This is a genomic window from Nocardioides jiangsuensis (assembly GCF_019679455.1).
GTDB lineage: Bacteria > Actinomycetota > Actinomycetes > Propionibacteriales > Nocardioidaceae > Nocardioides_C > Nocardioides_C jiangsuensis.
In genome coordinates this window covers 1074045-1099657 of record NZ_JAIEZQ010000002.1, presented here as the reverse complement: position 1 = coordinate 1099657, position 25613 = coordinate 1074045, and the positions used below count along the sequence as shown (strand labels likewise).

General features: G+C 72.2%; 23 protein-coding genes. 9 read left to right on the top strand and 14 right to left on the bottom strand.

Going from position 1 to position 25613, the window contains the following annotated elements; translation table 11 throughout:
• A complete protein-coding gene (locus tag K1X13_RS13795) occupies nt 1-465 on the top strand; it encodes an NUDIX domain-containing protein (RefSeq protein WP_221025594.1) in 465 nt (154 codons plus the stop codon).
• Between the two features lie 30 nt (nt 466-495).
• On the opposite strand, the gene miaB is transcribed toward K1X13_RS13795, so the two are convergent.
• The 3 genes from miaB to K1X13_RS13780 all read right to left on the bottom strand — a co-directional run bounded on the left by miaB (nt 496) and on the right by K1X13_RS13780 (nt 5181).
• Nucleotides 496-2052 carry a tRNA (N6-isopentenyl adenosine(37)-C2)-methylthiotransferase MiaB gene (gene miaB / locus K1X13_RS13790; RefSeq protein WP_221025593.1) on the bottom strand — a complete coding sequence of 519 codons (1557 nt, stop codon included), beginning with the start codon at nt 2050-2052 and terminating at the stop codon, nt 496-498.
• A gap of 51 nt (nt 2053-2103) precedes the next feature.
• Nucleotides 2104-3702 carry a D-alanyl-D-alanine carboxypeptidase/D-alanyl-D-alanine endopeptidase gene (dacB, locus tag K1X13_RS13785; RefSeq protein ID WP_221025592.1) on the bottom strand — a complete coding sequence of 533 codons (1599 nt, stop codon included), beginning with the start codon at nt 3700-3702 and terminating at the stop codon, nt 2104-2106.
• 249 nt (nt 3703-3951) lie between these two features.
• Nucleotides 3952-5181, bottom strand: coding sequence for a hypothetical protein (locus K1X13_RS13780; protein WP_221025591.1), 1230 nt, complete (start codon nt 5179-5181; stop codon nt 3952-3954).
• Between the two features lie 110 nt (nt 5182-5291).
• Between K1X13_RS13780 and K1X13_RS13775 the strand changes: the two genes are divergently transcribed.
• The 4 genes from K1X13_RS13775 to K1X13_RS13760 all read left to right on the top strand — a co-directional run bounded on the left by K1X13_RS13775 (nt 5292) and on the right by K1X13_RS13760 (nt 8642).
• On the top strand, nt 5292-6068 hold the full coding sequence (locus tag K1X13_RS13775) for an amino acid ABC transporter ATP-binding protein (RefSeq protein ID WP_372450700.1): 777 nt from the start codon (nt 5292-5294) through the stop codon (nt 6066-6068).
• Nucleotides 6069-6164: 96 nt separating this feature from the next.
• Nucleotides 6165-7052: a glutamate ABC transporter substrate-binding protein gene (locus K1X13_RS13770; protein WP_221025590.1), complete on the top strand. Its 888-nt coding sequence runs from the start codon at nt 6165-6167 to the stop codon at nt 7050-7052.
• A gap of 112 nt (nt 7053-7164) precedes the next feature.
• A complete protein-coding gene (locus K1X13_RS13765) occupies nt 7165-7806 on the top strand; it encodes an amino acid ABC transporter permease (RefSeq protein WP_308249556.1) in 642 nt (213 codons plus the stop codon).
• The gene (locus K1X13_RS13760; RefSeq protein ID WP_221025588.1) at nt 7803-8642 is read left to right on the top strand and encodes an amino acid ABC transporter permease; all 840 of its coding nucleotides are present in this window, start codon (nt 7803-7805) and stop codon (nt 8640-8642) included. The genes K1X13_RS13765 and K1X13_RS13760 overlap by 4 nt, the downstream gene beginning before the upstream one ends.
• A gap of 6 nt (nt 8643-8648) precedes the next feature.
• Here K1X13_RS13760 and K1X13_RS13755 read toward each other — a convergent pair whose 3' ends face one another.
• From K1X13_RS13755 to K1X13_RS13720, 8 genes are all read right to left on the bottom strand, one after another.
• Nucleotides 8649-9122 (bottom strand): hotdog fold domain-containing protein, encoded by a 474-nt coding sequence (locus K1X13_RS13755; RefSeq protein ID WP_221025587.1) that lies wholly within the window; start codon nt 9120-9122, stop codon nt 8649-8651.
• A 29-nt stretch (nt 9123-9151) separates the two neighbouring features.
• Entirely contained in the window at nt 9152-9886 is a 735-nt protein-coding gene (locus K1X13_RS13750; protein WP_225914979.1) for a GNAT family N-acetyltransferase, read from the bottom strand.
• Nucleotides 9883-11382: a ribonuclease Y gene (gene rny, locus K1X13_RS13745; RefSeq protein WP_221025586.1), complete on the bottom strand. Its 1500-nt coding sequence runs from the start codon at nt 11380-11382 to the stop codon at nt 9883-9885. The genes K1X13_RS13750 and rny overlap by 4 nt, the downstream gene beginning before the upstream one ends.
• Before the next feature lie 257 nt (nt 11383-11639).
• Nucleotides 11640-12332 (bottom strand): regulatory protein RecX, encoded by a 693-nt coding sequence (locus K1X13_RS13740; RefSeq protein WP_221025585.1) that lies wholly within the window; start codon nt 12330-12332, stop codon nt 11640-11642.
• A gap of 7 nt (nt 12333-12339) precedes the next feature.
• Nucleotides 12340-13383, bottom strand: coding sequence for a recombinase RecA (recA, locus tag K1X13_RS13735; RefSeq protein ID WP_221025584.1), 1044 nt, complete (start codon nt 13381-13383; stop codon nt 12340-12342).
• 222 nt (nt 13384-13605) lie between these two features.
• Entirely contained in the window at nt 13606-14994 is a 1389-nt protein-coding gene (locus K1X13_RS13730) for an MFS transporter (RefSeq protein WP_308249555.1), read from the bottom strand.
• On the bottom strand, nt 14995-15189 hold the full coding sequence (locus K1X13_RS13725) for a DUF3046 domain-containing protein (RefSeq protein ID WP_221025583.1): 195 nt from the start codon (nt 15187-15189) through the stop codon (nt 14995-14997).
• A gap of 79 nt (nt 15190-15268) precedes the next feature.
• Nucleotides 15269-15796 (bottom strand): DinB family protein, encoded by a 528-nt coding sequence (locus K1X13_RS13720; RefSeq protein WP_221025582.1) that lies wholly within the window; start codon nt 15794-15796, stop codon nt 15269-15271.
• Nucleotides 15797-15826: 30 nt separating this feature from the next.
• Here K1X13_RS13720 and K1X13_RS13715 point away from each other — a divergent pair, with 30 nt between their 5' ends.
• Entirely contained in the window at nt 15827-16357 is a 531-nt protein-coding gene (locus K1X13_RS13715) for a GNAT family N-acetyltransferase (protein WP_221025581.1), read from the top strand.
• 129 nt (nt 16358-16486) lie between these two features.
• On the top strand, nt 16487-17293 hold the full coding sequence (locus tag K1X13_RS13710; protein WP_221025580.1) for a patatin-like phospholipase family protein: 807 nt from the start codon (nt 16487-16489) through the stop codon (nt 17291-17293).
• An 83-nt stretch (nt 17294-17376) separates the two neighbouring features.
• On the opposite strand, the gene K1X13_RS13705 is transcribed toward K1X13_RS13710, so the two are convergent.
• The 3 genes from K1X13_RS13705 to K1X13_RS13695 are packed head-to-tail and all read right to left on the bottom strand — an operon-like array spanning nt 17377 to nt 19975.
• On the bottom strand, nt 17377-18183 hold the full coding sequence (locus K1X13_RS13705) for an ABC transporter permease (protein ID WP_221025579.1): 807 nt from the start codon (nt 18181-18183) through the stop codon (nt 17377-17379).
• Nucleotides 18183-18995 (bottom strand): ABC transporter permease, encoded by an 813-nt coding sequence (locus tag K1X13_RS13700; RefSeq protein ID WP_221025578.1) that lies wholly within the window; start codon nt 18993-18995, stop codon nt 18183-18185. The genes K1X13_RS13705 and K1X13_RS13700 overlap by 1 nt, the downstream gene beginning before the upstream one ends.
• Nucleotides 18995-19975, bottom strand: a complete 981-nt coding sequence (locus K1X13_RS13695; RefSeq protein WP_443678920.1) for an ABC transporter ATP-binding protein — start codon at nt 19973-19975, stop codon at nt 18995-18997. Before K1X13_RS13695 ends, K1X13_RS13700 begins: the two co-directional genes overlap by 1 nt.
• Nucleotides 19976-20086: 111 nt before the next feature.
• Here K1X13_RS13695 and K1X13_RS13690 point away from each other — a divergent pair, with 111 nt between their 5' ends.
• Together K1X13_RS13690 and K1X13_RS13685 are read left to right on the top strand one after the other, a co-directional pair.
• A complete protein-coding gene (locus tag K1X13_RS13690; RefSeq protein ID WP_308249554.1) occupies nt 20087-24814 on the top strand; it encodes an ATP-dependent helicase in 4728 nt (1575 codons plus the stop codon).
• Nucleotides 24807-25607: a DNA-formamidopyrimidine glycosylase family protein gene (locus K1X13_RS13685; protein WP_221025577.1), complete on the top strand. Its 801-nt coding sequence runs from the start codon at nt 24807-24809 to the stop codon at nt 25605-25607. Before K1X13_RS13690 ends, K1X13_RS13685 begins: the two co-directional genes overlap by 8 nt.
• Nucleotides 25608-25613: the final 6 nt, after the last annotated feature.

The following is a 25613-nucleotide window of genomic DNA, read 5'->3' as shown; positions in this document are numbered from 1 at the left end:
ATGACCGAGAGCTTCGCCGTCGTGCCCGCCGCTTACGTCCTGTTCCTCCGCGACACCCCCTCGGGTGCCGCGGAGGTCCTGTTACAGCTGCGTGAGGGCACCGGCTACATGGACGGCTACTGGGCCACCGCGGCCGCGGGCCACGTCGAGCGGGGCGAGTCCGTCTTCGACGCCGCCGCTCGCGAGGTCACCGAGGAGCTCGGGGTCACCGGGGTGCACCTCGCCCCGCTGTGCGCCATGCACCGCACCGGAGCCACCGGCGACCCGGTGGACGAGCGGGTCGACTACTTCCTCCGGGCCGACGCGTGGACCGGCGAGCCGGTGATCCAGGAGCCCGACAAGTGCGCGGACCTGAAGTGGTTCCCGCTGCACGACCTGCCCGACCCCGTCGTACCGCACGAGCTGGTGGTGCTCGAGGCGCTCCGCGCGGGCGCCGTACCGCCGATCCTCGACCACGGGTTCTGACCCGGGGCCACGACCCGGATGGTCAGCGCGTCAGAGCGCGCAGCCGCCGGTGCTCTCCGGCAGCGGTGCGGGCGCGCCGACCGTCGGCAGCCCCAGCATCACCTCGGGGCCACGGTCGGGGGCGAAGGTGCGCAGCTCCCAGGCGTCGCCGGCCCGGGTACGGCGCACCGAGCGCACCGGCGCGTCCGACACGAGGTGGTGCGGTGCGGCGTAGGTGACCTCGACCCCGACCATGTCGCCGGGGCGTACGTCGACCGGCCGGCCCGCCTCGTCGACGGCCGTGAAGTGCACCAGCCGGTTGTCGCGGGCGCGGCCGCTGAGCCGGTGGGTGGCGGCGTCCTTGCGCCCCTCCCCCTCGGCCACGAGCAGCTCGAGGGTGCTGCCGACCAGCCGCTTGTTCTCGTCCCAGGCGATGTCGTTGACCAGCGCGACCAGCCGCTCGTAGCGGTCCTGGACCACGTCGCGGGGCACCTGCTCCTCGAGCACCGCGGCGGGCGTGCCGGGGCGCTTGGAGTACTGGAAGGTGAACGCGCCGGAGAACCGGGCCCGCTCGACCACCTTCATCGTCTCGAGGAAGTCCTCCTCGGTCTCGCCGGGGAAGCCGACGATGATGTCGGTGGTGATCGCGGCCTCGGGCATCGCGGCGCGGACCCGCTCGATGATGCCGAGGTACTTCTCCTGGCGGTAGGAGCGGCGCATGTCCTTGAGCACCTTGTCCGAGCCGGACTGCAGCGGCATGTGCAGCTGCGGCATCACGTTCGGGGTCTCGGCCATCGCCGCGATCACGTCGTCGGTGAAGTCCTTGGGGTGCGGGCTGGTGAACCGCACCCGCTCGAGGCCCTCGATCTCACCGCAGGCGCGGAGCAGCTTGCCGAAGGCGAGGCGGTCGCCGAACTCGACGCCGTAGGAGTTCACGTTCTGCCCCAGCAGGGTCACCTCGGTGACGCCCTCGGCGACCAGCGCCTCGATCTCGGCGAGGATCTCGCCGGGCCGGCGGTCCTTCTCCTTGCCGCGGAGCGCGGGGACGATGCAGAACGTGCAGGTGTTGTTGCAGCCCACCGAGATCGACACCCAGGCGGCGTACGCCGACTCGCGCTTGGTGGGCAGCGTGGAGGGGAACACCTCGAGCGACTCGAGGATCTCGACCTGGGCCTCCTCCTGCACCCTGGCCCGCTCGAGCAGCACCGGCAGCGAGCCGATGTTGTGCGTGCCGAACACCACGTCCACCCAGGGCGCGCGGCGGGTGATCTCGCCGCGGTCCTTCTGCGCGAGGCAGCCGCCCACGGCGATCTGCATGCCGGGGTTGGCCGCCTTGACCGGAGCCAGGTGGCCGAGGTTGCCGTAGAGCTTGTTGTCGGCGTTCTCCCGCACCGCGCACGTGTTGAAGACGACCACGTCGGCGTGGTCTGCGTGACCCTCGCCGGAGCCGTCGTACGCCACGAGGCCCGCGCCCTCGAGCAGGCCGGTGAGCCGCTCGGAGTCGTGGACGTTCATCTGGCACCCGTAGGTGCGGACCTCGTAGGTGCGGGGACGCCCGGGGGCGGCGGCGGAGGCGGCCGGGACAGCGGTGGGAAGGGTGGCAGACATAGCGGGTCAAGGGTACGGCGGCCGATGCCGCATCCGGAAACCCCGGGAGGCTCAGCAGGCCTTGACCCAGGAGCACTCCACGCCCTCGGGGCCGTAGTCGGTGCTGCGCCGCAGCTCCCGGGCGCCCGGCTGGCGGGCCGTCTCGTCGCCGGACTCGCTCCACGACGCCAGCGTCACGCCGAGCGCGTCCTCCAGGCTGCGCGGCGAGGTCAGGTAGTTGTTCGAGATCATCGAGAACACCAGCTCGCGGCCGTCCGCGTTCGTGACGTAGCCCGACAGGGCGGTGACGCCGGTCAGCGACCCGGTCTTGCCGTGCAGGTTGTTCGCCGCAGCGGTGTTGCGCATCCGGCTGCGCAGCGTGCCGCCGGTGAACCGGTCGGGGTTGCCGGCGATCGGCAGGGCGTCGTACCAGGTGTCGAACCACGGCTCGTCGCGCACCGCGACCAGCAGGTCGGTCATGTCCTGGGCGCGCACCAGGTTCATCCGGGAGAGGCCCGACCCGTCGACGAGCCGGGTGCCGCCCGCGTCGACGCCCTCCGCGGTGAGGTAGGAGCGGACCGCGGCCAGGCCGGCCGCCCAGGTGCCGCTGCCCGTGGTCTCCGCGCCGAGCGCCTTGACCAGCACCTCCGCGTGCATGTTGTTGGAGAGCTTCATGTACGGCGTCAGCAGCTCGCCCACGGTCATCGACTCGTGGCTGGCCAGCACCAGCCCGCCCTCCGGCGCGGTCCCTTCGCGCACGCCGCCGAGGAGCTTGATCCCCTCGGCGTCGAGGGCGCGGGCGAACACGTCCGCGGCGTAGGCGGTCGGGTCCTGCACGGTGACCCACTCGGTGTCGGTGGCGGCACCGAGCGGGACGCTGCCGGTCACCAGGACCGTGTCGGAGGCGTGCTGACGCTCCACCGAGAGCGTGTTCGCGGTGCCCGCGGCGCCGGTCGTGGCCCGGTTGACGATGTCGAGGGCGCCGGTGGCCGGCTGGGTGGACACCGTGACGGCGCTGCCGACGGACGCACCGGGCGAGGTCCGCACGATCACCGTGCCGGAGTCGTAGTCGGTGTCCGGCGCGACGGTGAGCGCCGAGGTCACCGCGCTGTAGTAGTACGGCTCGTCGTCCCACGACCAGCCGGTGCCCAGCGGCACGTCGTCGAAGTAGGAGTCGTCGGCCACCAGGTCGCCCAGCACCTTGGTGACGCCCACCGCACGCAGGTCCACCGCCAGCGCGCGGTAGTCCGCGGCCAGCGTCGTGGGGTCTCCCCCGCCGCGCAGGTAGAGGTCGGAGCGGACCTTGCCGTCGCTCACCGGGCCGGAGGCGAGGACGTCGGTGGCGAACCGGAAGTCCTCGCCGAGCCCGTCGACGGCGGCGGCCGAGGAGAGCAGCTTGGCGTTCGAGGCGGGCAGCATCCGGAGGTCGGCGTCGCGCGCGTAGACCACCTCGCCGGTGCGCGCGTCCCGGACCTGGACCGCCACCTGCGAGCCGACGAGCCTCGGGTCGCCGAGCAGCGTGTCGATCGCGGCGGTCAGCGCCGGGTCGGAAGCCTCGGCGGTGTGCACGAGGCCGGCGACCGGGCCCGTCACGGCCCCGCCGACGTGGCCCGCGACGACCGTGGCGCCGAGCGCCGCAAGGCTGACGAGCGTGCTGGAGATCCTGGGCATGTGCGTCCCCCTCAGAGCGGTGACCGGAATATCCGGACAACGGTGAGTCTGCCTGGGTCAGCCGGTCTGGTCCGCCCGCTTCGGCTGCAGGTTTACGCACTGCGCAACCGTGCAGCGCGCCTCTGCCCCGAGGCCGGGGATCGCGGCGGCACACGAGCAGGCAGAGCAGAGCCTCGCGCCCACCCGGAGCCGGGCGGACGCGAGGCGAAGGTCGTGCGGTGAGCCGGTAGAGCTAGGCGGCTGCTCGGGTCACTCCGAGCCCGACTCCGACCCGGTGCTCTGCGGGGTGGCTGCCTGCGACGTGCTCCTCGCAGCCCCCTTCTTGGCAGGTGCCTTCTTGGCAGGTGCCTTCCTGGTGCCGGCCTTCTTGGCGGGGGTCTTGGCGGGGGTCTTGGCGGGGGTCTTGGCGGCGGGCGCCTTCTTCGTGACCGTCGTGGTGGCCGCCGTCTTCGCGGTCGTGCTCCTGGCCGCCTGGGTCTTCTTGGCGCCTTCGGAGGAGCCGCTCCCCTCGTTCGACGAGCTTCCGCCTTCGGTGCTCACGGGTGCGGAGGTTGCGCTGCCGGAGGGCTCGCCCTGCTCCGCGGGCTTCGAGCCGGGCAGCCTGTCGCCGGGCGTACCGGACGGCCGCGGGGCCGAAGTCTCCTCCGCCGGCTCTGCGGCGGGTGCCGACGTCGCCGGCGCCTTCTTGGCGGGGGCCTTCTTGGCGGCGGTCTTGGTGGCAGGCGCCTTCTTCGCGGTCGCCGCCTTCTTGGCCGCGGTCTTGGTGGCGGGGGCCTTCTTCGTGGTCGCCGCCTTCTTCGCCGCGGCCTTGGTGGCCGGGGTGGTGGCCGGCGTGGCCGCGGTCTTCTCCGGACTCTCCGCGACCGCCGCCTCGACGACCTCGGCCACCTCGGTGGGGCTCGCAGTCGGTGCGGGCGCCGCCTTCGCGGAGGCCTCGGCGGGGGCCGCGGCGGCCTTCTTCGTGGTCGCCGCCTTCTTCGTGGTCGCTGCCTTCTTCGCCGCGGTCTTCTTCGCCGCTGCCTTCTGGGAGGCCGCGGTCTTCTTCGCCGCGGTCTTCTTCGCCGCCGGCTTGCCGGCCGTCTTCGACGCGACCTTGGTGGCGGACTTCGTGGCGCCCTTCGTCGTGGGGGTCTTCGTCGCCGGCGTCTTGACCGGCGTAGGCGGGTGACCGGCCTCGTTGCCACCGGGGACCGCGCGCAGCGTGGGAGGCGAGACCGGCTGCTCGACACCGGCGGACCCCGCGGGCGTGGGCGTCCCGGTGGGCTCCGAGGACTTGCGGCCGGTCGCGCGACCGACGACCGCGCCCGCCGTACCGGCCGCCTTCGACACCGCCGCACGCCCCACGTGCTCGGCCACCGTCCGGCCCATGGCGGCGGTGCCCTTCGCCTGCTCGACCACCTTGCCGGCGGCCGCCTTGGGGTCCTTGATGGTGCTCAGTGCGGTCTCGGCGAGCTTGCCCACCGGGTTCTTCGGAGCCACGTGATTCCCTTTCGTCGGTGACGACAGCCGTTCCCGACTTAACCACATTGAAACGGTGCAGGGACCCCCACGTATAGGTAGTCGGGCGCCTTACTCGATACCGTGCTGCCATGACAGCCCCTGCGGAAGCCTCATCGGCGGCGCGCTCGAACGGCCCTCTGGTCGAGCTCGACCACGTGAACAAATGGTTCGGAGACCTGCACGTCCTCCAGGACATCAACCTGTCGATCAAGCAGGGCGAGGTCGTGGTGGTGATCGGCCCGTCCGGTTCGGGCAAGTCGACGCTGTGTCGCGCGATCAACCGTCTCGAGACCATCAACGACGGCCACATCAGCCTCGACGGCCAGCCCCTCCCCGAGGAGGGCAAGCAGCTCGCCCAGCTGCGGGCCGAGGTCGGCATGGTGTTCCAGTCCTTCAACCTCTTCGCGCACAAGACGATCCTCGAGAACGTCACGCTGGGCCCGATCCGGGTTCGCAAGCAGAAGAAGGAGGACGCCGAGCGCCGCGCCAAGGAGTTGCTCGACCGGGTCGGGGTGGGCCAGCAGGCCAACAAGTACCCCGCCCAGCTCTCCGGCGGTCAGCAGCAGCGGGTGGCCATCGCCCGTGCGCTGGCCATGGATCCCAAGGTGATGCTCTTCGACGAGCCCACGTCCGCGCTCGACCCGGAGATGATCAAGGAGGTCCTCGACGTCATGGTCGACCTCGCCGAGCGGGGCATGACGATGGTCGTGGTCACCCACGAGATGGGCTTCGCCCGTACGGCGGCCAACCGGGTCGTCTTCATGGCCGAGGGCCAGATCGTCGAGGAGAACACCCCCGAGGAGTTCTTCACCAACCCGCAGTCGGATCGCGCCAAGGACTTCCTCGGCAAGATCCTCAAGCACTGAGCTGTGCCCTCACCCGGGGCCTGTCCCGGGCGGGGAAGGAGCACTCGGTCGGGTGACAACGATGCGCCCGACCAGAACGAGGAAAAAGGGGAAACCATGCGTTTCAAGAGAACCAAGGCACTCCTGGTCGCGGCCGGGCTGACGCTCGCCGTGGCGGCGTGCGGCGAGGCGGGCACCGGCGGGTCGGAGAGCGTCGACGTCGAGGTCACCGAGAACGCCGCCGAGAACTTCGAGGACGGCACCCGGATGAAGGAGCTCGCCGAGAGCGGCGAGATCACCATCGGCGTGAAGTACGACCAGCCCGGGATCGGCTTCAAGAGCGCCGCCTCCGACACCCCCGAGGGCATCGACCCGGAGATGGGCAAGATCCTCGCGGCGTCGCTCGGCATCGCGCCCGAGGACATCACGTGGAAGGAGACCATCTCCGACAACCGTGAGCCGTTCCTCCAGAGCGGTGAGGTCGACCTCGTCATCGCGTCGTACTCGATCACCGACGAGCGTCGCCAGATCGTCGGCCAGGCCGGCCCGTACTACGTGACGGGTCAGCAGCTCCTGGTGAAGAAGGGCTCGGACATCAAGAGCGTCGACGACATCAAGGGCCAGGAGGTCTGCTCCGTCACCGGCTCGACGTCGCTGGACAACGTCGAGGCCAAGGGCGCGAACCCCCGCGGCTTCGACACCTACTCCGAGTGCCGCGACCAGGTGCTCAACGGCACCGTCGAGGCGATGACCACCGACGGCGCGATCCTGCTCGGCTACGCCGCGGAGGACCCCGAGGAGCTCGAGGTCGTCGGTGAGCCCTTCTCCGAGGAGCGCTACGGCGTCGGCTACAGCAAGGACTACCCGGAGATGTGCCAGTGGATCAGCGACACCCTCCAGGAGTCCTACGACAACGGCAAGTGGGCGGAGGCCTTCGAGGCGACGCTCGGCAAGTCGGGAGTCGAGACCCCGGAGCCGCCGGCCCTGGACCCGTGCAAGGCCTGACCCTGCACGACCATCCGTAATGCAGACGGGGGGCGGCCCGTTTTCGGGCCGCCCCTTCGCACGACCCAACCTCACCAGTCGAAAAGAGAGGCGGTGAACCACCGTGGATGACGTGTTCTCGAACTTCGACCTCGTGCTGAAGGCCTTCGCGCTCACGATCGAGCTGCTCGTGGTCTCAGCTCTGACCTCGCTCGTCCTCGGCACCCTGCTCGCCGCCTTCCGCGTAGGCCCGATCTCGGTGCTGGCCAAGGCCGGCACGCTGTACGTCAACCTCGTCAGGAACACCCCGCTCCTGATGATCTTCATCTTCGTGTTCATCGCGATGCCCGAGCTCGAGCTGAACATCGAGAACTTCTTCGTCAAGGGCTGCCTGGCGCTCACCGTCTACACGTCGGCGTTCGTCTGCGAGGCGATCCGGTCGGGGATCAACTCCGTGTCGCTCGGACAGGCCGAGGCCTCCCGGGCCGTCGGGTTCACGTTCGTGCAGTCCATGCGGCACGTCATCCTGCCGCAGGCCCTGCGCGCCGTCGTACCGCCGCTGGCCAGCGTGCTCATCGCCCTCGCGAAGAACACCTCCGTCGCGGCGGCGTTCGGCCTGCTCGAGGCCACCGCGCGGATGCGGTACTTCACCAACAACAACGCCGACGCCCGGCCGGAGATCTTCATCACCTTCGCGATCGGCTACATCATCATCGTCGAGGTGCTGTCCGCCGGCGCCATCGGCCTCGAGCGTCGCTGGAAGGTGGCCCGATGAGCAGCGTCCTCTTCGACAACCCCGGTCCCCGCACCAGGGCCCGGCACAAGGTCTACAGCGCTGCCGCCGCGGTCGCGCTCGTCCTCGTGGTCGCCGGGTTGGTGTGGCTGATGTACGTCAACGGCCAGTTCGCCTACGAGCTGTGGGAGCCGTTCCTGACGCCGGCGTACATCGAGGTGATGCTGGTCGACGGGCTGCTCAAGACCCTCCAGATGGCGTTCTTCTCGGTCATCTTCGCGCTGGGCCTCGGGCTGGTCCTCGGCGTGGCGAAGATGTCGGACCACGCCTGGGTCCGCTGGCCGAGCTGGGGGATCGTGGAGTTCTTCCGCGCGGTGCCGCTGCTGCTGCTGATCATCTTCATCTTCTTCACGTTCGGCACCGGGGGCGGCATCGGCTCGTTCTGGTCGGTCGTCCTCGGCCTCACGCTCTACAACGGCGCGGTGCTCGCCGAGGTCTTCCGGGCCGGCGTCAACGCCGTGCCGCACGGCCAGGCCGAGGCGGCCTACGCGATCGGCATGCGCAAGAGCCAGGTGATGAACGTGGTTCTCCTGCCGCAGGCGGTGAAGATCATGCTGCCGGCCATCATCAGCCAGATGGTGGTGGCGTTGAAGGACACCAGCCTCGGGTTCTACATCCTCGCGCCCGGCCTCACCGCCGTCGGCAAGCTGATCTACACCGAGTTCCGCAACCCGCTCCCCACCGCGATCGTGGTCACGTCGCTGTACGTCGCGGCCAACCTGGTGCTCAGCCTCATCGCGACCCGGGTCCAGCGCCGGCTGGTCGGGGAGCAGAAGGCCCTCGAGGCGCCCGACATGGCGGCCGGCAGCGCAGTCTGACCTGGGTCAGTCCGCCCTGGCCGGCTTCTCGGTAACCCAGAGCCGGATCACGCCCTCGACCACGACGACCCCGTCCTCCCGCACCGCGCGCACGCGCACCGGGAGGTCGGGGTCGTCGCCATTCCAGGCGTCGGGGTCGGTCTCGGCGATGCAGGTGATGTCCGTGGTGGCCTTCGCGGTGTACCGCACGTCCATCCCCTTGGGGATCCAGCGCTTGTGCGCGGGGACGCTCGCCTCGGCCAGCGAGCCCATCGCGGCCTCGAGGCCGTTGCAGATCGCGATCACGTGCACGGTCCCGAGGTGGTTCTGCACCCCGCGACGCTTGCCGATCCGGAGCTCGGCGTAGTTTGGCCGCAGCTCGACGAACCGCGGCCGCACCGTCGCGAAGTACGGCGCCTTGCGGGAGAACAGCTCGGAGAAGATGCGCTTGCCGGCCGGAAGCCGGGTGACCTGCTGGTAGAGGTCCATCACGTTCGCCATGGGCGCAGATATTACCCGCAGGTAACTTCTCAGTGCCAGCCGAGTACCCGCCGGACCTCGAGGGAGCACCCCACCACGGTGTCGACCCGCCCGTCGCGCTGCGGCTCGTCGAACCACAGGCCGCGCGCGAACCCGAGCTTGTCGAGCATGCGCAGGGACGCCGCGTTGCGGTGGTCGGGTGCGGCGAAGAACTCCCCCGCCTCCGGGTAACCGCTGCGCACGACGTCGCGCAGGTACACCCACAGGGCTCTCGTCCCGATGCCGCGGCCGACGAACGCCGGGGCGCCGATCGCGTAGTCGAGGCCGACGGCGTCGGGGCTGCCGGTGAGCAGCGCGTAGTCGGGGTGGTCGCCGATCCGGTAGTCCTGGACCCACCCGACCGAGCGCCCGTTGACCTCGAGCACCCAGAGCCGGGTCGGGTCGGTGCCGTCGATCCGGGCGCCGTACCTGCGTTCGGCCGCCGCCACGTCGCCGGTGTCGCCGTCCCACCAGCGCGACACGTGCGGCTCGGCCTGCCAGGCGACCATCGCGGGCAGGTCGGCCCGGGTCATCCTCCGGAAGCCGATGTGGGTGTCCCGGTCGCAGCCGAAGAGCTTGACTCCCCCGGACAGGTCGAGCGCGTCGGGTACGTCGGCGGGGTGGCCGCATTCGGCGAGCAGACGCGTCGCGGCGCCGTACCAGCTCTCGCCCGGCCCGGTCTCGCCGTCGAGCAGCGACCCGTCGCCGGCACGGACCCGGACAGGGACCGGCTGCCGGTGGGTCAACGGGCGACCTCGGTGGCCCTCGACTCCCGGATCACGGTGACCTTGATCTGACCGGGGTAGGTCAGCTCCTCCTCGAACTGCTTGGCGATGTCGCGGGCGAGCACCTGGGCGGCGATGTCGTCGACGACGTCGGGCAGCACCATGACGCGCACGTCGCGGCCGGCCTGCATCGCGAAGACCTTCTCCACCCCCGGCTTGCCGAGCGCGATCTCCTCGAGCCGGTGCAGCCGCTCGACGTAGGCCTCGAGCGACTCGCGCCGTGCGCCGGGGCGTCCGCCGCTGATCGCGTCGGCGGCCTGGGTGATCACGGCCTCGACGGTGCGCGGCTCGACCTCGTTGTGGTGGGCCTCGATCGCGTGGACGATGTCCTCGGACTCGCCGTGGGTGCGCGCGAGCTCGGCGCCGACGATCGCGTGCGAGCCCTCGACCTCGTGGGTCAGCGCCTTGCCGATGTCGTGCAGGAACGCGCCGCGCACGCAGGTCGTCCGGTCGAGGCCGAGCTCGTCGGCGAGCAGGCCCGCGGCGTGGCCGGACTCGACGAGGTGCTTGAGGACGTTCTGGCCGTACGACGTGCGGTACTTGAGCTTGCCGAGCGTGGCGACCAGCTCGGGGTGCAGGTCGGTGATCCCCATCTCGAACGCCGCGTCCTCGCCCGCCCGGACGCAGAGGCGCTGCACCTCCAGGCAGGAGCGCTCGTGCACCTCCTCGATCCGCGTGGGGTGGATCCGGCCGTCGGCGACGAGCTCCTCGAGCGTCAGCCTCGCCATCTCCCGGCGGACCGGGTCGAAGCAGCTGAGCAGCACCGCCTCGGGGGTGTCGTCGATGATCAGGTTGACCCCGGTGATCTGCTCGAAGGAGCGGATGTTGCGGCCCTCGCGGCCGATGATGCGGCCCTTCATGTCGTCGCCGGGAAGGTGCACGATGGAGACCACCGACTCGCTCGTCTGCTCCGAGGCGAGCCGCTGGATCACGGTCGCCAGCACCCGCTTGGCGCGCTCGTCGGCCTCCTCCTGGGCGTGCTTCTCGATGTCGCGGGCCAGGATCGCGGCCGTGCGCTTGGCGTCGGCCTCGATGCTCTCCACGAGCTGCCGCCGCGCATCCTCCGCGGTCAGCCCCGCGAGGCGCTCGAGGGTGAGCCGGCGCTCCTCCTCGATGTCGAGCAGCTCCGCTCGGCGCGTCTCGAGGTCGGTGTCGACCGCGGCGAGCTCGGCGACCCGATCCTCGAGGTGGCGCAGGTCCGCGTCGAGGCGGTCCTCGCGCTCGGAGAGGCGGTGCTCGCGGCGCTCGATGTCCTGGCGTTGCTCCTGGAGGTCCCGGTGCAGGTCGTGCTCCCGCTTGGACGCCCGCTGGCGGCCGAGGAGGACGACACCGAAGCCGACGGCGGCGATGACCACCACCACGGCGAGGACGGCGAGGAGAAGCTCCGTGACGTCGAGGCCGAGCACCATCGGGCTGGTCTCGGCGGCCTGGTGCACCGGTACTGCCAGTCGGTTCATTGCCAGGCTCCTGTCGCTATGGACGCGAGGACCGGGTCAGGTGGGCTCGAAGCGGACGCGGGTACGCCAGGACAGGCGACGGTCCGCCGCTCCTTCACCGTCATTCGATCAGTCGCGCATGTCCGGCTTGCGCCGGTTCAATGTCTTCTCAGGCCCGATCGCTCGGGTTTCGGGGTTCTCATTTCGAGGCTAGGTCGCGGACCTGGGCCGGTCAAGGAAAGGCGGCCCCGCGCCAGACAGTCGCTGCGAACCCCGGGCTAGTCCAGGCCGTGGAGCCCGTCGAGCTCGTCGGGGTCGTCGGCGCCGTGCTGGGCGGCGTCGAGCTCCTCGCGCACCACCTGCATCGCCACACCGGCGCCGTACCCCTTGCGGGCCAGCATCCCCGTCAGCCGCCGCATCGCGGTGGTGCGGTCCACCCTCTGCACCGACCGCAGCTTGCGTCGGACCAGGACCCGCGCCGAGGCGACCTCGTCGTCGGGGTCCACCTCGTCGAGCGCCTCCCGCGCGACCTCGTCGTCGATCCCCTTGCGGCGCAGCTCCTGGGCCAGCGCACGGCGGGCCAGCCCCTTGCCGGACTGCCGGGACTGCACCCAGGCCCGGGCGAACGCCGCGTCGTCGACCAGGCCGACCTCCTCGAACCGGGTCAGCAGCCGTTCGGAGACCTCGTCGGGCACGCCCTTGCGGGCCAGCTTGGTGGCCAGCTCCGAGCGACTGCGTGCCTGGCCGGTGAGCTGGTCGAGCAGGATCTTGCGGGCCACCTCCTCGTCGTCGGCGGCGGGACCGAGCCGGACCGGGTCCGCCGGCGGGGGCGGCGCGGCGTCGAGCCACGCGTCGACCCCGCGCCGCAGGTCGTCGGTCCCCGGCGCCTCGCCGTCCGGGCGCGCAGAACCGCCCGCCCGGACCCCTGGGAGGCGGGGTCCGGACGGGCGGTCGTCTGGATGTGCGGCCACGGACCGCTCAGAAGTCGATGTTCGTGGGCTCGGCCGGTGCCGCCTCAGCGTCCACCTGCGGCCCCACACCGAGCTTCTCGAGGATCCGCTTCTCGAGCTCGTTGGCCAGGTCCGGGTTGTCGCGCAGGAAGTTGCGCGAGTTCTCCTTGCCCTGACCGAGCTGGTCGCCCTCATAGGTGTACCAGGCTCCCGCCTTGCGCACGAGCCCCGCCTCGACGCCGACGTCGATCAGTCCGCCCTCACGGCTGATCCCCTGGCCGTACATGATGTCGAACTCGGCCTGCTTGAACGGCGGGGCGACCTTGTTCTTGACCACCTTGACGCGGGTCCGGTTGCCGACCATCTCCTGGCCGTCCTTCAGCGTCTCGATCCGGCGCACGTCGAGGCGCACCGAGGAGTAGAACTTCAGCGCGCGACCACCGGTCGTGGTCTCGGGCGAGCCGAACATCACGCCGATCTTCTCGCGCAGCTGGTTGATGAAGATCGCGGTGGTGCCGGCGCCGTTCAGCGCACCGGTCATCTTCCGCAGCGCCTGGCTCATCAGGCGGGCCTGGAGGCCCACGTGGCTGTCGCCCATCTCGCCCTCGATCTCGGCGCGCGGCACGAGCGCTGCCACCGAGTCGATCACGATCAGGTCCAGCGCGCCGGAACGGATCAGCATGTCGGCGATCTCCAGCGCCTGCTCGCCGGAGTCCGGCTGCGAGACGAGGAGCGCGTCGGTGTCGACGCCGAGGGCCTTGGCGTACTCCGGGTCGAGAGCGTGCTCGGCGTCGATGAACGCCACGATCCCCCCGGACTTCTGCGCGTTGGCCACCGCGTGCAGGGCGACCGTGGTCTTACCGGAGGACTCCGGACCGTAGATCTCCACCACGCGCCCGCGGGGCAGGCCGCCGAGGCCCAGCGCCACGTCGAGGGCGATCGCTCCGGTCGGGATGACCTCGAGCGGGGCACGCGTCTCGTCGCCGAGGCGCATGACCGAGCCCTTGCCGAACTGACGTTCGATGTTCGCGAGCGCGGCGTCCAGCGCCTTGTCGCGGTCTCCACCAGCCATTGAAGTAATCCGTCCGTCTGTCCGCCTGTTCGCGGAACCTGAAGTCTTTCTCATCGACGCAGACACTAGAGCGGACCTCCGACAGTTCGAGTTTCAAGACCTCATCTGTGGATGTCGACCCCACGCGTCTTGGTTGTGGACCCACACTAACCCGAACAGGTGTTCGACCCGAGCCCCGACACCCCGCGTGTCGCGGCGGGGCCCCGGAGACTTCCTCCGGGGTCAGAGCGCGAGCGGCTCACCGTCGTCGGACAGCGGCCCGCCGGTGGTCCGCCGGGCGAACTCCGCCGCGGTCGCCACCCCGGTGACCAGCAGCGCCGCGAACACGTTCAGGGCCGCGTAGCCGAACGCCCCCATCACGAGGCCGGCCAGCGCACCCGCGGCCGCCGCCACCAGCCCCATCACCAGGTCCGCCGCGCCCTGCACGTCGGTGCGCGCGTCGAGCGGCGCGGACTCCGACAGCAGCGTCGAGGCCGCGACGGTGCAGAACGACCAGCCGAGGCCGAGCAGGAACAGCCCTGCCCCGATCCCCCACGACGCGCCGGCGGGCGCCGTACCGGAGAGCAGCAGGGACGCGAACAGGACGCCGGCGCCGGCCGTCAGCACCGGCGGGCGGCCGAACCGGTCCGCCGCCCAGCCCACGACCGGCGCGAACGCGAACATGCCCAGCACGTGCGCGCTGATCACCACGCCGATGATCTCCAGGGTGGCACCCCCGTGGTGCATGTGCAGCGGGGTCATCACCATCACCGCGATCATCACCGCGTGCGCCAGCGCGAGCGCGGCCGCGCCGGCGGCCACCCCGGTGCGCGTGCGCGCCACCTCCCGTACCCGGGACCACTTCGTCGACGTGGGGGCGACGTACCCGCCTCGGGCGGCGACCGCGGCCTCGCGGGCCACGAGCAGCGGGTCCGGCCGGAGGAAGACCGCGATGACGATCGCGGAGGCGACCATCCCGACCACGCCGAACACGAACGGCCCGGTCAGCGCGGGCAGTCCTACCGCCCGCGCGGCCCGGCCGGCCACCCCGGTCAGGTTCGGGCCGGCTACCGCTCCGATGGTGGTGGCCCAGACCACGACGGCCAGCGACCGGGCACGGCGGCCGGGCGCGGCGAGGTCGGTGGCGGCGTACCGCGACTGGTTGTTCGCGGCCGTGGTCGAGCCGAGCAGGGTGGCGCCCACGAGCAGCAGCGGGAACGACCGGATCACCCCGGCGAGCACGCACAGCGTCCCACCGGCGGCGCCGAGGACGTACCCGACGAAGAGCCCGGGACGGCGTCCGCGGCGCCCCATCAGGTGGGCGAGCAGGAACGACGCGAGCGCCGCGCCGAGCACCTGCATCGTCTGCACCAGGCCCGCGAGCTCCTCCGAGCCGGAGATCTCCTCGGCCAGGATCGCTGCGACGGCGATGCCGACGGTGATCCCGAGGCCGCCGAGGGCCTGGGTCACGACCAGGGTCCAGATCGTGCGGCGCTGCACCTGGGCGATGCGGTGGTCCGGCCAGCGCACGCCGCCCACGACCCCACGGGCGAAGCCGGAGGCGCTGTCGCCGACCCAGCCGGCCACCCGCCGTCCCGCGCCGCTCCCCGGCGGCCCCTCCGAGGGGCCCACTCAGCGCTCGCTCGGCGGGAGGCCCAGGGTCTCCCAGACGGCGCGCCACACGTTCTTGGGGCTCTCCCCCGCGTCCAGCGCCTGCACGACGGTGCGGCCGCCGAGCCCGGCGATCACGTGCTCCCGCGACCAGACCGGGGCGTAGGCCGGGCCCAGCGCGGACTCCATGCGCGCCCAGAACTCGGTGTGCCGCACGACAGCTACCTCTCCCTCGGGGTCCGATCGGCCGGGGCGTCCACCGCCCACGGCCTCCGCGCACTCATGACGCTCATCCTCACGACGGGGTCGAGCGTACGTCGTACAGGTGGTGGGAGACGTCGTGCAGGTGGTAGCGCCCAAGCGTCTCCACGGTGAAGACCGACCCGTTGCTCCGGCGGCCGCGGCGGTGCCACTGCTCGCCGTGGACGGTGGCGTAGCGGCCCGCGGTCTGCCCGGCAGCCTCGATCAGCTCGATCTCGACGGTGGCGGGGTCCTGGGAGCCGTAGTCGTCGGCGACCGCGGTGGCGTCCTGGTCCCAGTTCTCGAAGGTCGGGTCGTCGTCGCTGAGCAGCAGCCACAGCCGGGAGTCGAAGATGCGGTGCACGTCGCGCACGTGGCAGGCGTACTCCAGCGTCGACCACACCGTGGGCGCCGGCCGCACCGCGACGTCCTCGTCGGCCAGCGCCTCGGACCAGCCGTGGGTGTTCTCGCGGATCAGGTCCGGGATCTGCTCGACGGGGAACCCGTTGGCGTCGAAACCGCACTCGTGGCAGGGGCGCTCGAGCACCCAGGTCCAGTCCTTGGTGTCCGGCTCGATGATCATGGCCTCAGTGTGCCTGAGACAATGGCGTCCATGCCCGCGCCTTTCGTCATCCGACCGGCCGTCGAAGAGGACCTCGCCGACATCGCGGCGATCTACGAGCACGAGATCGCGAACAGCATCGCCACCTTCGATCTGGAGCCTCCCGACCCGTCGTACTGGCACGAGAAGCTCGCGGGCGACCACCCCGGCGACCACCTGCTGGTCGCGGTCGACGAGGACGGCGACGTGGTCGGCTACGCCTACTCGTGGTCCTACCGGCCCCGCCCGGCGTACAGCCTGACCCGGGAGACCTCGATCTACCTCGACCCGTCGGTGCGCGGCAAGGGCGTCGGCACGATGCTCTACCCCGCGCTGCTGGACACCATGGCCGCCTCCGGCGTGCACACCGCGGTGGCGCTGGTGGCGCTGCCGAACCCGGGCAGCATCAAGCTGCACGAGGCGTGCGGGTTCGTCGAGGTCGGCCGGATGCGGGAGGTCGGCTTCAAGTTCGACCAGTGGATCGACGTCGCCTGGTTCCAGAAGATGCTGAATCCGCCGGTGCACGCCGTCCCGCCCAGCTGATCTGGGGCGTCTGCGGCCGACTTCGGGCCGAACGGCCCTTCCCCCGGCCCCTGCGCGGTGTCACCAAGGAAGGTAGAGGTTGGGGATGCCTCGGCCAGGGTGGGGATGCCTTGGCGGAGGGGAGGGGTGATGGCACACGAGCACAGCGGCCCGGGCACCGTCGACGTCGACGGCAGTCCCGAGGTCGTGACCGGCCAGCACCCGTTGGCGATGGTGTACGGCGGCGGGGGCGTGTTCGGCATCGCCTACACCGCCGGGATCGCGGCCGGCCTGGCGGCGGCCGGCGTCCCCGTGGAGTCCGCCCCCGTGCTCGGCACCTCCGCCGGCGCGTGGACCGCCTCGGCGATGGCGCTGGGGCTGAGCTACGAGGACTTCCTGGACGTGAGGACGCCCAGCGTGCCCAACCTGCGACCGGGCGTGCTGGTGGAGATCGCCCGCGGCCTGTTCGGCGAGGCGACGCACCCGCTGGTCGCGGTCTCCGCGGTCTGCGTGCGCACCCGGCGCCGCCACATCCTCGACGGCGGGGTGTACCCGCTGGCCGACCTCGTCGCCGCGTCGTCCGCGGTGCCGGGGCTCCTGCCGCCGCACCGGATCGACGGACGGCTGTACGTCGACGGCGGCATGTGGTCCGCGACCTCGGTGGACGCCTCCGCCGACGCCGACCAGGTGATCGTGGTCGCCCCGATCGCGGGCGCCGTGCTGGGTCCGATGGGTCGCACCGCCGGCTACCTGCTCGAGCGGGAGCTCGGGCACTGGCGGCTCCGCCACCCCGACCGGCAGGTCACGATGATCCGGCCGAACCGCGAGATCGCGAGGCTCGCGGGGCACAACCCGCTCGGCCTGTTCGACGGCGCACGGGCGCGCGGGGTGTACCCGCTGGCCTTCGAGCAGGGGCTGCGCTGGGCCGAGCGGCTCGACGACCGGTCGGCTGCCTGACTTGCTCCGCGTGACCTCCGGCGGTCCGGTGCGGCCGGGGGCGTCGTCGGGGAGGCCCGGGGCGTCGTCGGGGTGTGGCGGCCTCAGGAGAGCAGCAGCCGGTGCAGCCGCCGCGAGACCAGCACCATCCCGACCGAGCCCATCGCCGCGAGGTAGACCACCGACACCGCGGAGCTCCACGAGAGCGCCCCGGTGGTGAGCTCGCGGCACAGCACCACGCCGCGGTACAGCGGGGTGACCTCGACCAGCCAGCGCAGCGCCCCGTCGAACGCGGTGACCGGGAAGAACGTCGCGGAGAACAGGAACATCGGGATGATCGCGAGCTGGACGTACTCGAAGTCCTGCCAGGACTTCATCCACGTGGTCAGCGCCATCCCGGCCCCGGCGAACGCGAACCCGATCAGCCAGGTCGCGGGCCAGGCCAGCACCGCCCACCAGGAGTCGACCAGCCCCATCGCGACCATCACCAGCAGGAACCCGAGCGCGTAGGCGCCGGAGCGGAGCAGGCACCACATCATCTCGCCGGTCGCGATGTTGACCGGCCGCATGGGCGTGGCGAGCACCCCGTCGTACAGCTTCTGGTAGCGGAGCTTGAAGAAGATGCCGAAGGTGGAGTCGAGGATGGAGCCGTTCATCGCGGAGGCGGCAAGCATGCCGGGCGCGACGAACGCGGCGTAGGTGACCATCTGCCCGTTGAGCTCGAAGCCCTCGACCAGCTGGCCGACGCCGACGCCGATCGAGAACAGGTAGAACACGGGCTCGAAGAAGCCGGTGGCGAAGATCCACCACGCCGAGCGGTAGGTGATGAAGTTGCGCACCAGCAACGCGCGGCCGCTCGGGCGGGCCGACGTACGGGCTTCGCCGGCGAGGGCGAGGTTCACCAGGGCCATCAGAGCGCCAGCCTCTTCGTGAGCCGGGACGCCGCGAACCACCAGCCGAGGACGGTCAGCGCACCCAGGTACGCCACGTGCACCAGGGCCAGCGGCAGGTCGACGGTGCCGAGCAGGAGCATCCGGGTCAGGTCGACGCCGTGCCACAACGGGGTCAGCCTCGCCAGCCACTCCAGCGTCGGGGGCAGGTTGCCGATCGGGAAAAAGGCGCCGGAGAACAGGAACTGCGGGATCACGACCAGCCGGTAGACGATCGCGAAACCGGACTCGTTCTTGAGGATCGCCGAGAACGCGAAGAACACGGTGGCGAACGCCAGCCCGATGAGGATCTGCGCGAGCCAGGCGAGCAGCAGGCCGCCGGGCGAGGCGAACACCCCGAAGGCGGCCAGCACGAGGAGGAACACCCCGCAGGCGGTGGCGACCCGGAAGGTGACGAAGAGCAGCTGCGCGGCGACGATGTCGCTCGGCCGCAGTGGCGTCGCGGTCATCGCGTAGTAGGTGCGGCTCCACTTGATCATGGCCATCACCGGCCACATCGTCTCGCCGGTGGCGGTCTGCATCGCGTGCGCGGCGACCAGCCCGGGGGCGACGAAGGCGAGGTAGGTCGTCGCGCCCTCCAGCGTGGACGGGTCCTGCTCGATGAACCCGCCGAGCAGCACGCCCATCGCGGTGACGTAGAGCAACGGCATCACGAACGAGCTGACCGCCGAGCCGCGCCAGGTGCGCTTGTAGACGGTGACCCAGTAGTCGAGCTGGCGGCCGACCAGGTCGAGCCGGCCGATCCGGCGCGGGGTGGTTGCAACGTCGCTCATCAGTCGACCAGCGTCCGCCCGGTGAGCCGGAGGAAGACGTCCTCCAGCGTGGAGCGGCGCACCAGGAACGCGACCGGGCTGAGCCCGCGCTCGTGCACCCGGGCCAGTGCCTCCTCGCCGTCGGAGGTGTAGAGCAGCAGCCGGTCGGGCAGCACCTCCACCCGCTCGGCGAGGTCGGCGACCTTCTCCGCGAGCGCGCCGTGCTCGCCCACCCCGAACCGGAGCTCGGCGACCTCGCGGGTGGAGTGCTCGCGGATCAGCTCCAGCGGCGACCCCTCCGCGACGATGCGGCCGGCGTCCATCACCACGAGCCGGTCGCAGAGCTGCTCGGCCTCGTCCATGTAGTGCGTGGTCAGCACCAGAGTCACGCCCTGCTGCTTGAGCCGGAACAGCCGGTCCCAGAGCAGGTGCCGCGCCTGCGGGTCGAGGCCGGTGGTCGGCTCGTCGAGCAGGAGCAGGTCGGGACGGTTGACCAGGGAGCGGGCGATGGTGAGCCGCCGCTTCATGCCGCCGGAGAGATCCTCGACCTTCGCCTTCGCCCGGTCGGCCAGCTGCACGAACGAGAGCAGCTCGTCGGCCCGCTCGGCGACCTCCTTGCGCGGGATGCCGAAGTAGCGGCCGTAGACCACCAGGTTGTCGCGGACGTTGAGCTCGTTGTCGAGCGTGTCCTCCTGCGGGCAGACGCCGATCCGGGAGCGGATCTCGGGACCCTGTGTCGCCGGGTCCATGCCGAGGACGCGCAGGTCGCCGCCGCTCGGCGGGGAGACCGCGGCGATCATCCGCATGGTCGAGGACTTGCCGGCGCCGTTCGGCCCGAGGAAGCCGAACGCCTCCCCCGGGCGGACGTCGACGTCGATGCCGCGCACCGCCTCGAAGTCGCCGTACGCCTTGCGGAGCTCACGCGCACGGACCATCAAGGCAGGTGCCTCGGCGGCGTGCTGACCGGTCTTCACGCCCGTGTCGGGCTGGGAGGGGGACACAGGAGACCACCCTAGGTCCGGGCACCGACAGTTTCAGCGGGTTTTCCGGACCGGCCCGGCCGGTGTCCGCTCGCGCGTGGAACTGTCGGTGCCGTAAGACAAGATGGAGCGGTGACCAGAGCAGACGGTACGACGGGCGAGGGCGGCGTGCTCGCGAGCTTCAGCGAGCCCACCCGCGCCTGGTTCGAGGCCGCCTTCGCCGCGCCGACCCCCGCCCAGCTCGGCGCGTGGGAGGCGATCTCCGCGCGGCGCAACGCGCTGGTCGTCGCCCCCACCGGCTCCGGCAAGACCCTCTCCGCGTTCCTCTGGTCGCTCGACCGGCTCGCCGCCGAGCCGGTCCCCGAGGAGCGGCTGCACCGCTGCCGGGTCCTCTACGTCTCCCCGCTCAAGGCGCTCGCGGTCGACGTCGAGCGCAACCTCCGAGCACCGCTGACCGGCATCCGGCACACCGCCGAGCGGCTCGGCAGCCCCGTCCCCGACCTCACCGTCGGGGTGCGGTCGGGCGACACCCCGGCGGCCGAGCGCCGACGGTTGGCGACCTCGCCGCCGGACATCCTGATCACCACCCCCGAGTCGCTGTTCCTGATGCTCACCTCGCAGGCCCGGGAGGCGCTGCGCGGGGTGGAGACGGTGATCCTCGACGAGGTGCACGCCGTGGCCGGCACCAAGCGCGGCGCCCACCTCGCGCTCAGTCTCGAGCGGCTCGACGCGCTCCTCGACCAGCCCGCCCAGCGGATCGGCCTCTCCGCGACCGTGCGCCCCGTCGAGGAGGTGGCCCGCTTCCTCGGCGGCTCCCAGCCGGTCGAGGTGGTGGCCCCCGGGTCCACCAAGGAGTGGGACCTCCAGGTGGTCGTCCCGGTCGAGGACATGACCGAGCTGGCCCTGGCCGCGCAGGCCGACTCGGAGGTCCCCGAGGGGTCCGCGGCCGGCTCCGCCGAGCGCAGAGCCTCGATCTGGCCGCACGTCGAGGAGCGCGTGGTCGACCTGATCGAGCAGCACCGGTCCACCATCGTCTTCGCGAACTCCCGCCGCCTCGCCGAGCGCCTCACCGCCCGGTTCAACGAGATCGCCGCCGAGCGTGCCGAAGCCGTGGCCGGGCTCGACGACCGGGGCCGGGACGGGTCGCCGCTGTCGCAGACCCCGACCCCCACCCAGCCGGGGCCGCCCGCCCAGCTGATGGCGCAGAGCGGCCAGTCGTACGGCGCCTCGCCCGTGATCGCCCGCGCCCACCACGGCTCGGTCTCCAAGGACCAGCGGGCGCTGATCGAGGACGACCTCAAGCGCGGCGTGCTGCCGTGCGTGGTGGCCACGAGCAGCCTCGAGCTCGGCATCGACATGGGCGCGGTCGACCTGGTGGTCCAGATCGAGTCCCCGCCCAGCGTCGCCTCCGCCCTGCAGCGCGTCGGCCGCGCGGGCCACCAGGTCGGCGAGGTGTCCCGCGGCGTGCTGTTCCCCAAGCACCGCAGCGACCTCGTGCACACCGCGGTGGCCGTGGAGCGGATGCGCACCGGGCACATCGAGTCGCTGCGGGTTCCGGCGAACCCGCTCGACGTGCTCGCCCAGCAGGTGGTCGCGGCCACCGCCACCGACGCGTGGGACGCCGACGACCTCTTCGACCTGGTCCGCCGGGCGGCGTCGTTCACGGGTCTGCCGCGGTCGGCGTTCGACGCCACCCTCGACCTGCTCTCGGGGCGCTACCCCAGCGACGAGTTCGCCGAGCTCCGCCCACGGATCGTGTGGGACCGCGTCACCGGCGCGCTCACGGCCCGGCCCGGGGCGCAGCGGCTGGCGGTGACCTCCGGGGGCACGATCCCGGACCGCGGCCTGTTCGGGGTGTTCCTGGTCGGCGAGAAGGCCAGCCGCGTCGGTGAGCTCGACGAGGAGATGGTCTACGAGTCCCGGGTCGGCGACGTGTTCGCGCTCGGTGCCACCAGCTGGCGGATCGAGGACATCACCCACGACCGGGTGCTGGTCTCCCCTGCCCCGGGACAGCCGGGCCGGCTGCCGTTCTGGAAGGGCGACCAGCTCGGCCGCCCCGCGGAGCTCGGGCGCGCGATCGGGGCGTTCACTCGGGAGCTGACCGCGCTCGGGCACGACGAGGCGGTGCAGCGCTGTCGCGACGCCGGCCTCGACCCGTGGGCCGCGGACAACCTCGTGGCGTTCCTCGACGAGCAGCGCGAGGCGACCACCACCCTGCCCAGCGACAAGACGATCCTGGTCGAGAAGTTCCGCGACGAGCTCGGCGACTGGCGGATCGTGATCCACTCGCCGTACGGCGCCCAGGTGCACGCGCCGTGGGCGCTCGCGATCGGCACCCGCCTGCGCGAGCGGTACGGCATCGACGCGCAGGCCCTCCCCGGCGACGACGGCATCGTGCTGCGGGTGCCCGAGACCGACCAGGAGCCGCCGGGCGCCGAGGTCGTGGTCTTCGAGCCCGACGAGATCGAGGACGTGGTCACCACCGAGGTCGGCGGCTCGGCGCTGTTCGCCTCCCGGTTCCGCGAGTGCGCGGCGCGGGCGCTGCTGCTGCCCCGCCGCGACCCCGGACGCCGCTCCCCGTTGTGGCAGCAGCGGCAGAAGTCCGCCCAGCTGCTCGAGGTCGCGGTGAAGTACCCGTCCTTCCCGATCGTGCTGGAGGCGGTGCGCGAGTGCGTCCAGGACGTGTACGACGTCCCGGCGCTGGTCGGGCTCATGAAGGAGATCTCCTCGCGCCGGATCCGGCTCGTCGACGTCTCCACGCAGTCACCGTCGCCGTTCGCCCGGTCGCTGCTGTTCGGCTACGTCGCCGCGTTCATGTACGAGGGCGACTCCCCCCTCGCCGAGCGTCGCGCCGCAGCGCTCTCGCTCGACCAGGGCCTGCTCGCCGAGCTCCTCGGCCGCGCCGAGCTGCGGGAGCTGCTCGACGAGACCGTGCTCGCAGAGCTCGAGCTGGAGCTGCAGCGGCTCACCCCGGACCGGCAGGCCCGCGACGCCGAGGGCGTGGCCGACCTGCTGCGCCTGTTGGGGCCGCTGACCACCGACGAGGTCGCCGAGCGCACCGTCGGGGAGTCGAGGTCCGAGGCCGCAGGCTGGCTGGACCTGCTCCGGGAGTCCCGGCGCGCGGTCGCGGTGCGCCAGGCCGGGGAGGAACGCTGGGCCGCGATCGAGGACGTCGGCCGGCTCCGTGACGGCCTCGGCGTCCCGGTGCCGCCCGGCACCCCCGAGACGTTCACCGAGCCGGTGGCCGACCCGCTCGCCGACCTGGTGTCGCGGTTCGCGCGCACCCACGGCCCGTTCACCTCCGCCGACGTCGCGCAGCGGCTCGGGCTCGGGGTCGCGGTCGCGCACCAGACGCTGGTCCGCCTTGCCGGTCACGGCCGGGTGCTGGAGGGCGAGTTCCGCCCGACAGGCAGCGGCGCGGAGTGGTGCGACGCCGAGGTGCTGCGCCGCCTCCGCAGGCGCTCCCTGGCCGCGCTGCGCAAGGAGGTCGAGCCGGTCGAGCCGGCCACGCTCGGCCGCTTCCTGCCGGTGTGGCAGAACGTCAGCACGGCCAGCGGCCGGGGTCTGCGCGGCATCGACGGCGTGCTCAGCGTCGTGGACCAGCTCGCCGGCTGCGCCGTGCCCGCGTCCGGCCTCGAGCCGCTGGTGCTGAGCAGCCGGGTGGTGGACTACTCGCCGTCCATGCTCGACGAGCTGACCGCCACCGGCGAGGTGCTGTGGGCCGGCCACGGCACCCTGCCCGGCACCGACGGCTGGGTGTCGCTGCACCTCGCCGACTCCGCACACCTGACCCTGCCCGACCACGGCGAGCTCGAGTCGACCCCGCTGCACGACGCGGTCCTCGGCGCGCTGGCCGGGGGAGGCGCCTACTTCTTCCGCCAGCTCTCCGACGTGGTTCAGGCATCGGCGGGCCTCACCGACGACCAGACCATGCTCGCCGCACTGTGGGACCTGGTGTGGGCCGGCCGCGTCTCGAACGACACGCTGGCGCCGCTGCGCGCGCTCACCGGCGGCGGGCGTACGGCGCACCGCTCCCGGCGTACCCCTCCCCGGGCGCGGATGTCCTCCCGCCCCGGCCGGCCCGCCGGTCCCGGGCGCGGCCCGAGCCGCACCGGACCGCCCAGCGCGGCCGGCCGCTGGTCGCTGCTGCCCGAGCTCGAGGAGGACGTCACCCGGCGTGCCCACGCCAGCGCCGAGGCGCTGCTCGAGCGGCACGGGGTGGTCACCCGCGGCGCCGTCACGAGCGAGCGCGTCCCGGGGGGCTTCGCGGGCGTCTACAAGGTGCTCTCCGCCTTCGAGGACTCCGGCCGCTGCCGGCGCGGGTACTTCGTGGCCTCCCTCGGCGCCGCGCAGTTCGGCGTCCCCGGCGCGGTCGACCGGCTGCGCTCGTTCTCCCCCGACGTGGGCACGCCGCCCGGCGAGAAGCGGACCGCGGTCGCGCTGGCCGCCACCGACCCGGCCAACCCGTACGGCGCCGCGCTGCCCTGGCCGGAGCGGGGCGCGACCGACGCCGCCGGGGAGGCCGAGGCGGCGGGTGAGGCCGCCACGGGTCGCAGCACCCGGCACCGCCCGGGCCGCAAGGCGGGCGCGATGGTGGTGCTCGTGGACGGGGAGCTGACGCTCTACGTGGAGCGCGGCGGCCGGACCCTGCTGACCTTCGACGACGACCTCGAGGTGCTCTCCCCCGCCACCGAGGCGCTCGCCGCCGCGGTACGGCAGGGGGCACTGGGACGGCTGACCGTGGAGCGGGCCGACGGGGAGAGCATCCTCGGCCGGGGCGACCGCTCCAGCCCACTGCGGCAGGCGCTCCAGGGCGCCGGGTTCGTCGCGACGCCGAAGGGGCTGCGGATCCGTGCCTGAGGGCGACACCGTCTGGCGCACCGCGCACCACCTCGACCAGGCCCTGTCGGGGTCCGTGCTGGTCTCCAACGACTTCCGGGTGCCGGCGTTCGCCACGCTCGACCTCGCCGGGCGGCCGGTCGTGGAGACGGTGTCCCGTGGCAAGCACCTGCTGACCCGGATCGGCGACGACGTCACCCTGCACACGCACCTGAAGATGGAGGGCTCCTGGCACCTCTACCGCGAGGGCACGGCGTGGCGGCGGCCCGCGCACCAGGCCCGGGTGGTGCTGCGCACCGAGACCTGGACCGCCGTCGGGTTCTCGCTGGGGGTGGTCGAGGTGGTCGACCGCTCCGCCGAGGCCGACGTGGTCGGCCACCTCGGGCCCGATCTGCTCGGCCCCGACTGGGACGCCGCCGAGGCGGTGCGCCGGCTCTCCTCCGACCCTGCGCGCTCCGTGGGCGAGGCGCTGCTCGACCAGCGCAACCTCGCGGGGGTCGGCAACATGTACATGGCCGAGCTCTGCTTCCTGCTCGGTCTCGACCCGAGGCTCCCGGTGCGCGACGTGCCCGACCTGCCCGCGCTGGTGCGGCAGGCCAGGCGGGTGCTCGAGGCGAACAAGAACCGGGTGCAGCAGACCACCACGGGCGACACCCGGCGCGGGCGGCAGCTGTGGGTCTACCGCCGCGACAAGCAGCCCTGCCGCCGCTGCGGCACGCCGATCCGGGTGGCGATGCTCGGCCCGGACACCCAGGAGCGGGCGTCGTACTGGTGCCCGCGCTGCCAGCCCGCCCCAGGCTCCCGTCCTGACTGACGCGTA

Bases quoted from the DNA above. Each gene is read 5' to 3' on its own strand.
- K1X13_RS13795 (WP_221025594.1), top strand. From the start codon at position 1: ATGACCGAGAGCTTCGCCGTCGTGCCCGCCGCTTACGTCCTGTTCCTC.
- miaB (WP_221025593.1), bottom strand. From the start codon at position 2,052: ATGTCTGCCACCCTTCCCACCGCTGTCCCGGCCGCCTCCGCCGCCGCC.
- dacB (WP_221025592.1), bottom strand. From the start codon at position 3,702: ATGCCCAGGATCTCCAGCACGCTCGTCAGCCTTGCGGCGCTCGGCGCC.
- K1X13_RS13775 (WP_372450700.1), top strand. From the start codon at position 5,292: ATGACAGCCCCTGCGGAAGCCTCATCGGCGGCGCGCTCGAACGGCCCT.
- K1X13_RS13770 (WP_221025590.1), top strand. From the start codon at position 6,165: ATGCGTTTCAAGAGAACCAAGGCACTCCTGGTCGCGGCCGGGCTGACG.
- K1X13_RS13760 (WP_221025588.1), top strand. From the start codon at position 7,803: ATGAGCAGCGTCCTCTTCGACAACCCCGGTCCCCGCACCAGGGCCCGG.
- K1X13_RS13755 (WP_221025587.1), bottom strand. From the start codon at position 9,122: ATGGCGAACGTGATGGACCTCTACCAGCAGGTCACCCGGCTTCCGGCC.
- rny (WP_221025586.1), bottom strand. From the start codon at position 11,382: ATGAACCGACTGGCAGTACCGGTGCACCAGGCCGCCGAGACCAGCCCG.
- recA (WP_221025584.1), bottom strand. From the start codon at position 13,383: ATGGCTGGTGGAGACCGCGACAAGGCGCTGGACGCCGCGCTCGCGAAC.
- K1X13_RS13720 (WP_221025582.1), bottom strand. From the start codon at position 15,796: ATGATCATCGAGCCGGACACCAAGGACTGGACCTGGGTGCTCGAGCGC.
- K1X13_RS13715 (WP_221025581.1), top strand. From the start codon at position 15,827: ATGCCCGCGCCTTTCGTCATCCGACCGGCCGTCGAAGAGGACCTCGCC.
- K1X13_RS13710 (WP_221025580.1), top strand. From the start codon at position 16,487: ATGGCACACGAGCACAGCGGCCCGGGCACCGTCGACGTCGACGGCAGT.
- K1X13_RS13705 (WP_221025579.1), bottom strand. From the start codon at position 18,183: ATGGCCCTGGTGAACCTCGCCCTCGCCGGCGAAGCCCGTACGTCGGCC.
- K1X13_RS13700 (WP_221025578.1), bottom strand. From the start codon at position 18,995: ATGAGCGACGTTGCAACCACCCCGCGCCGGATCGGCCGGCTCGACCTG.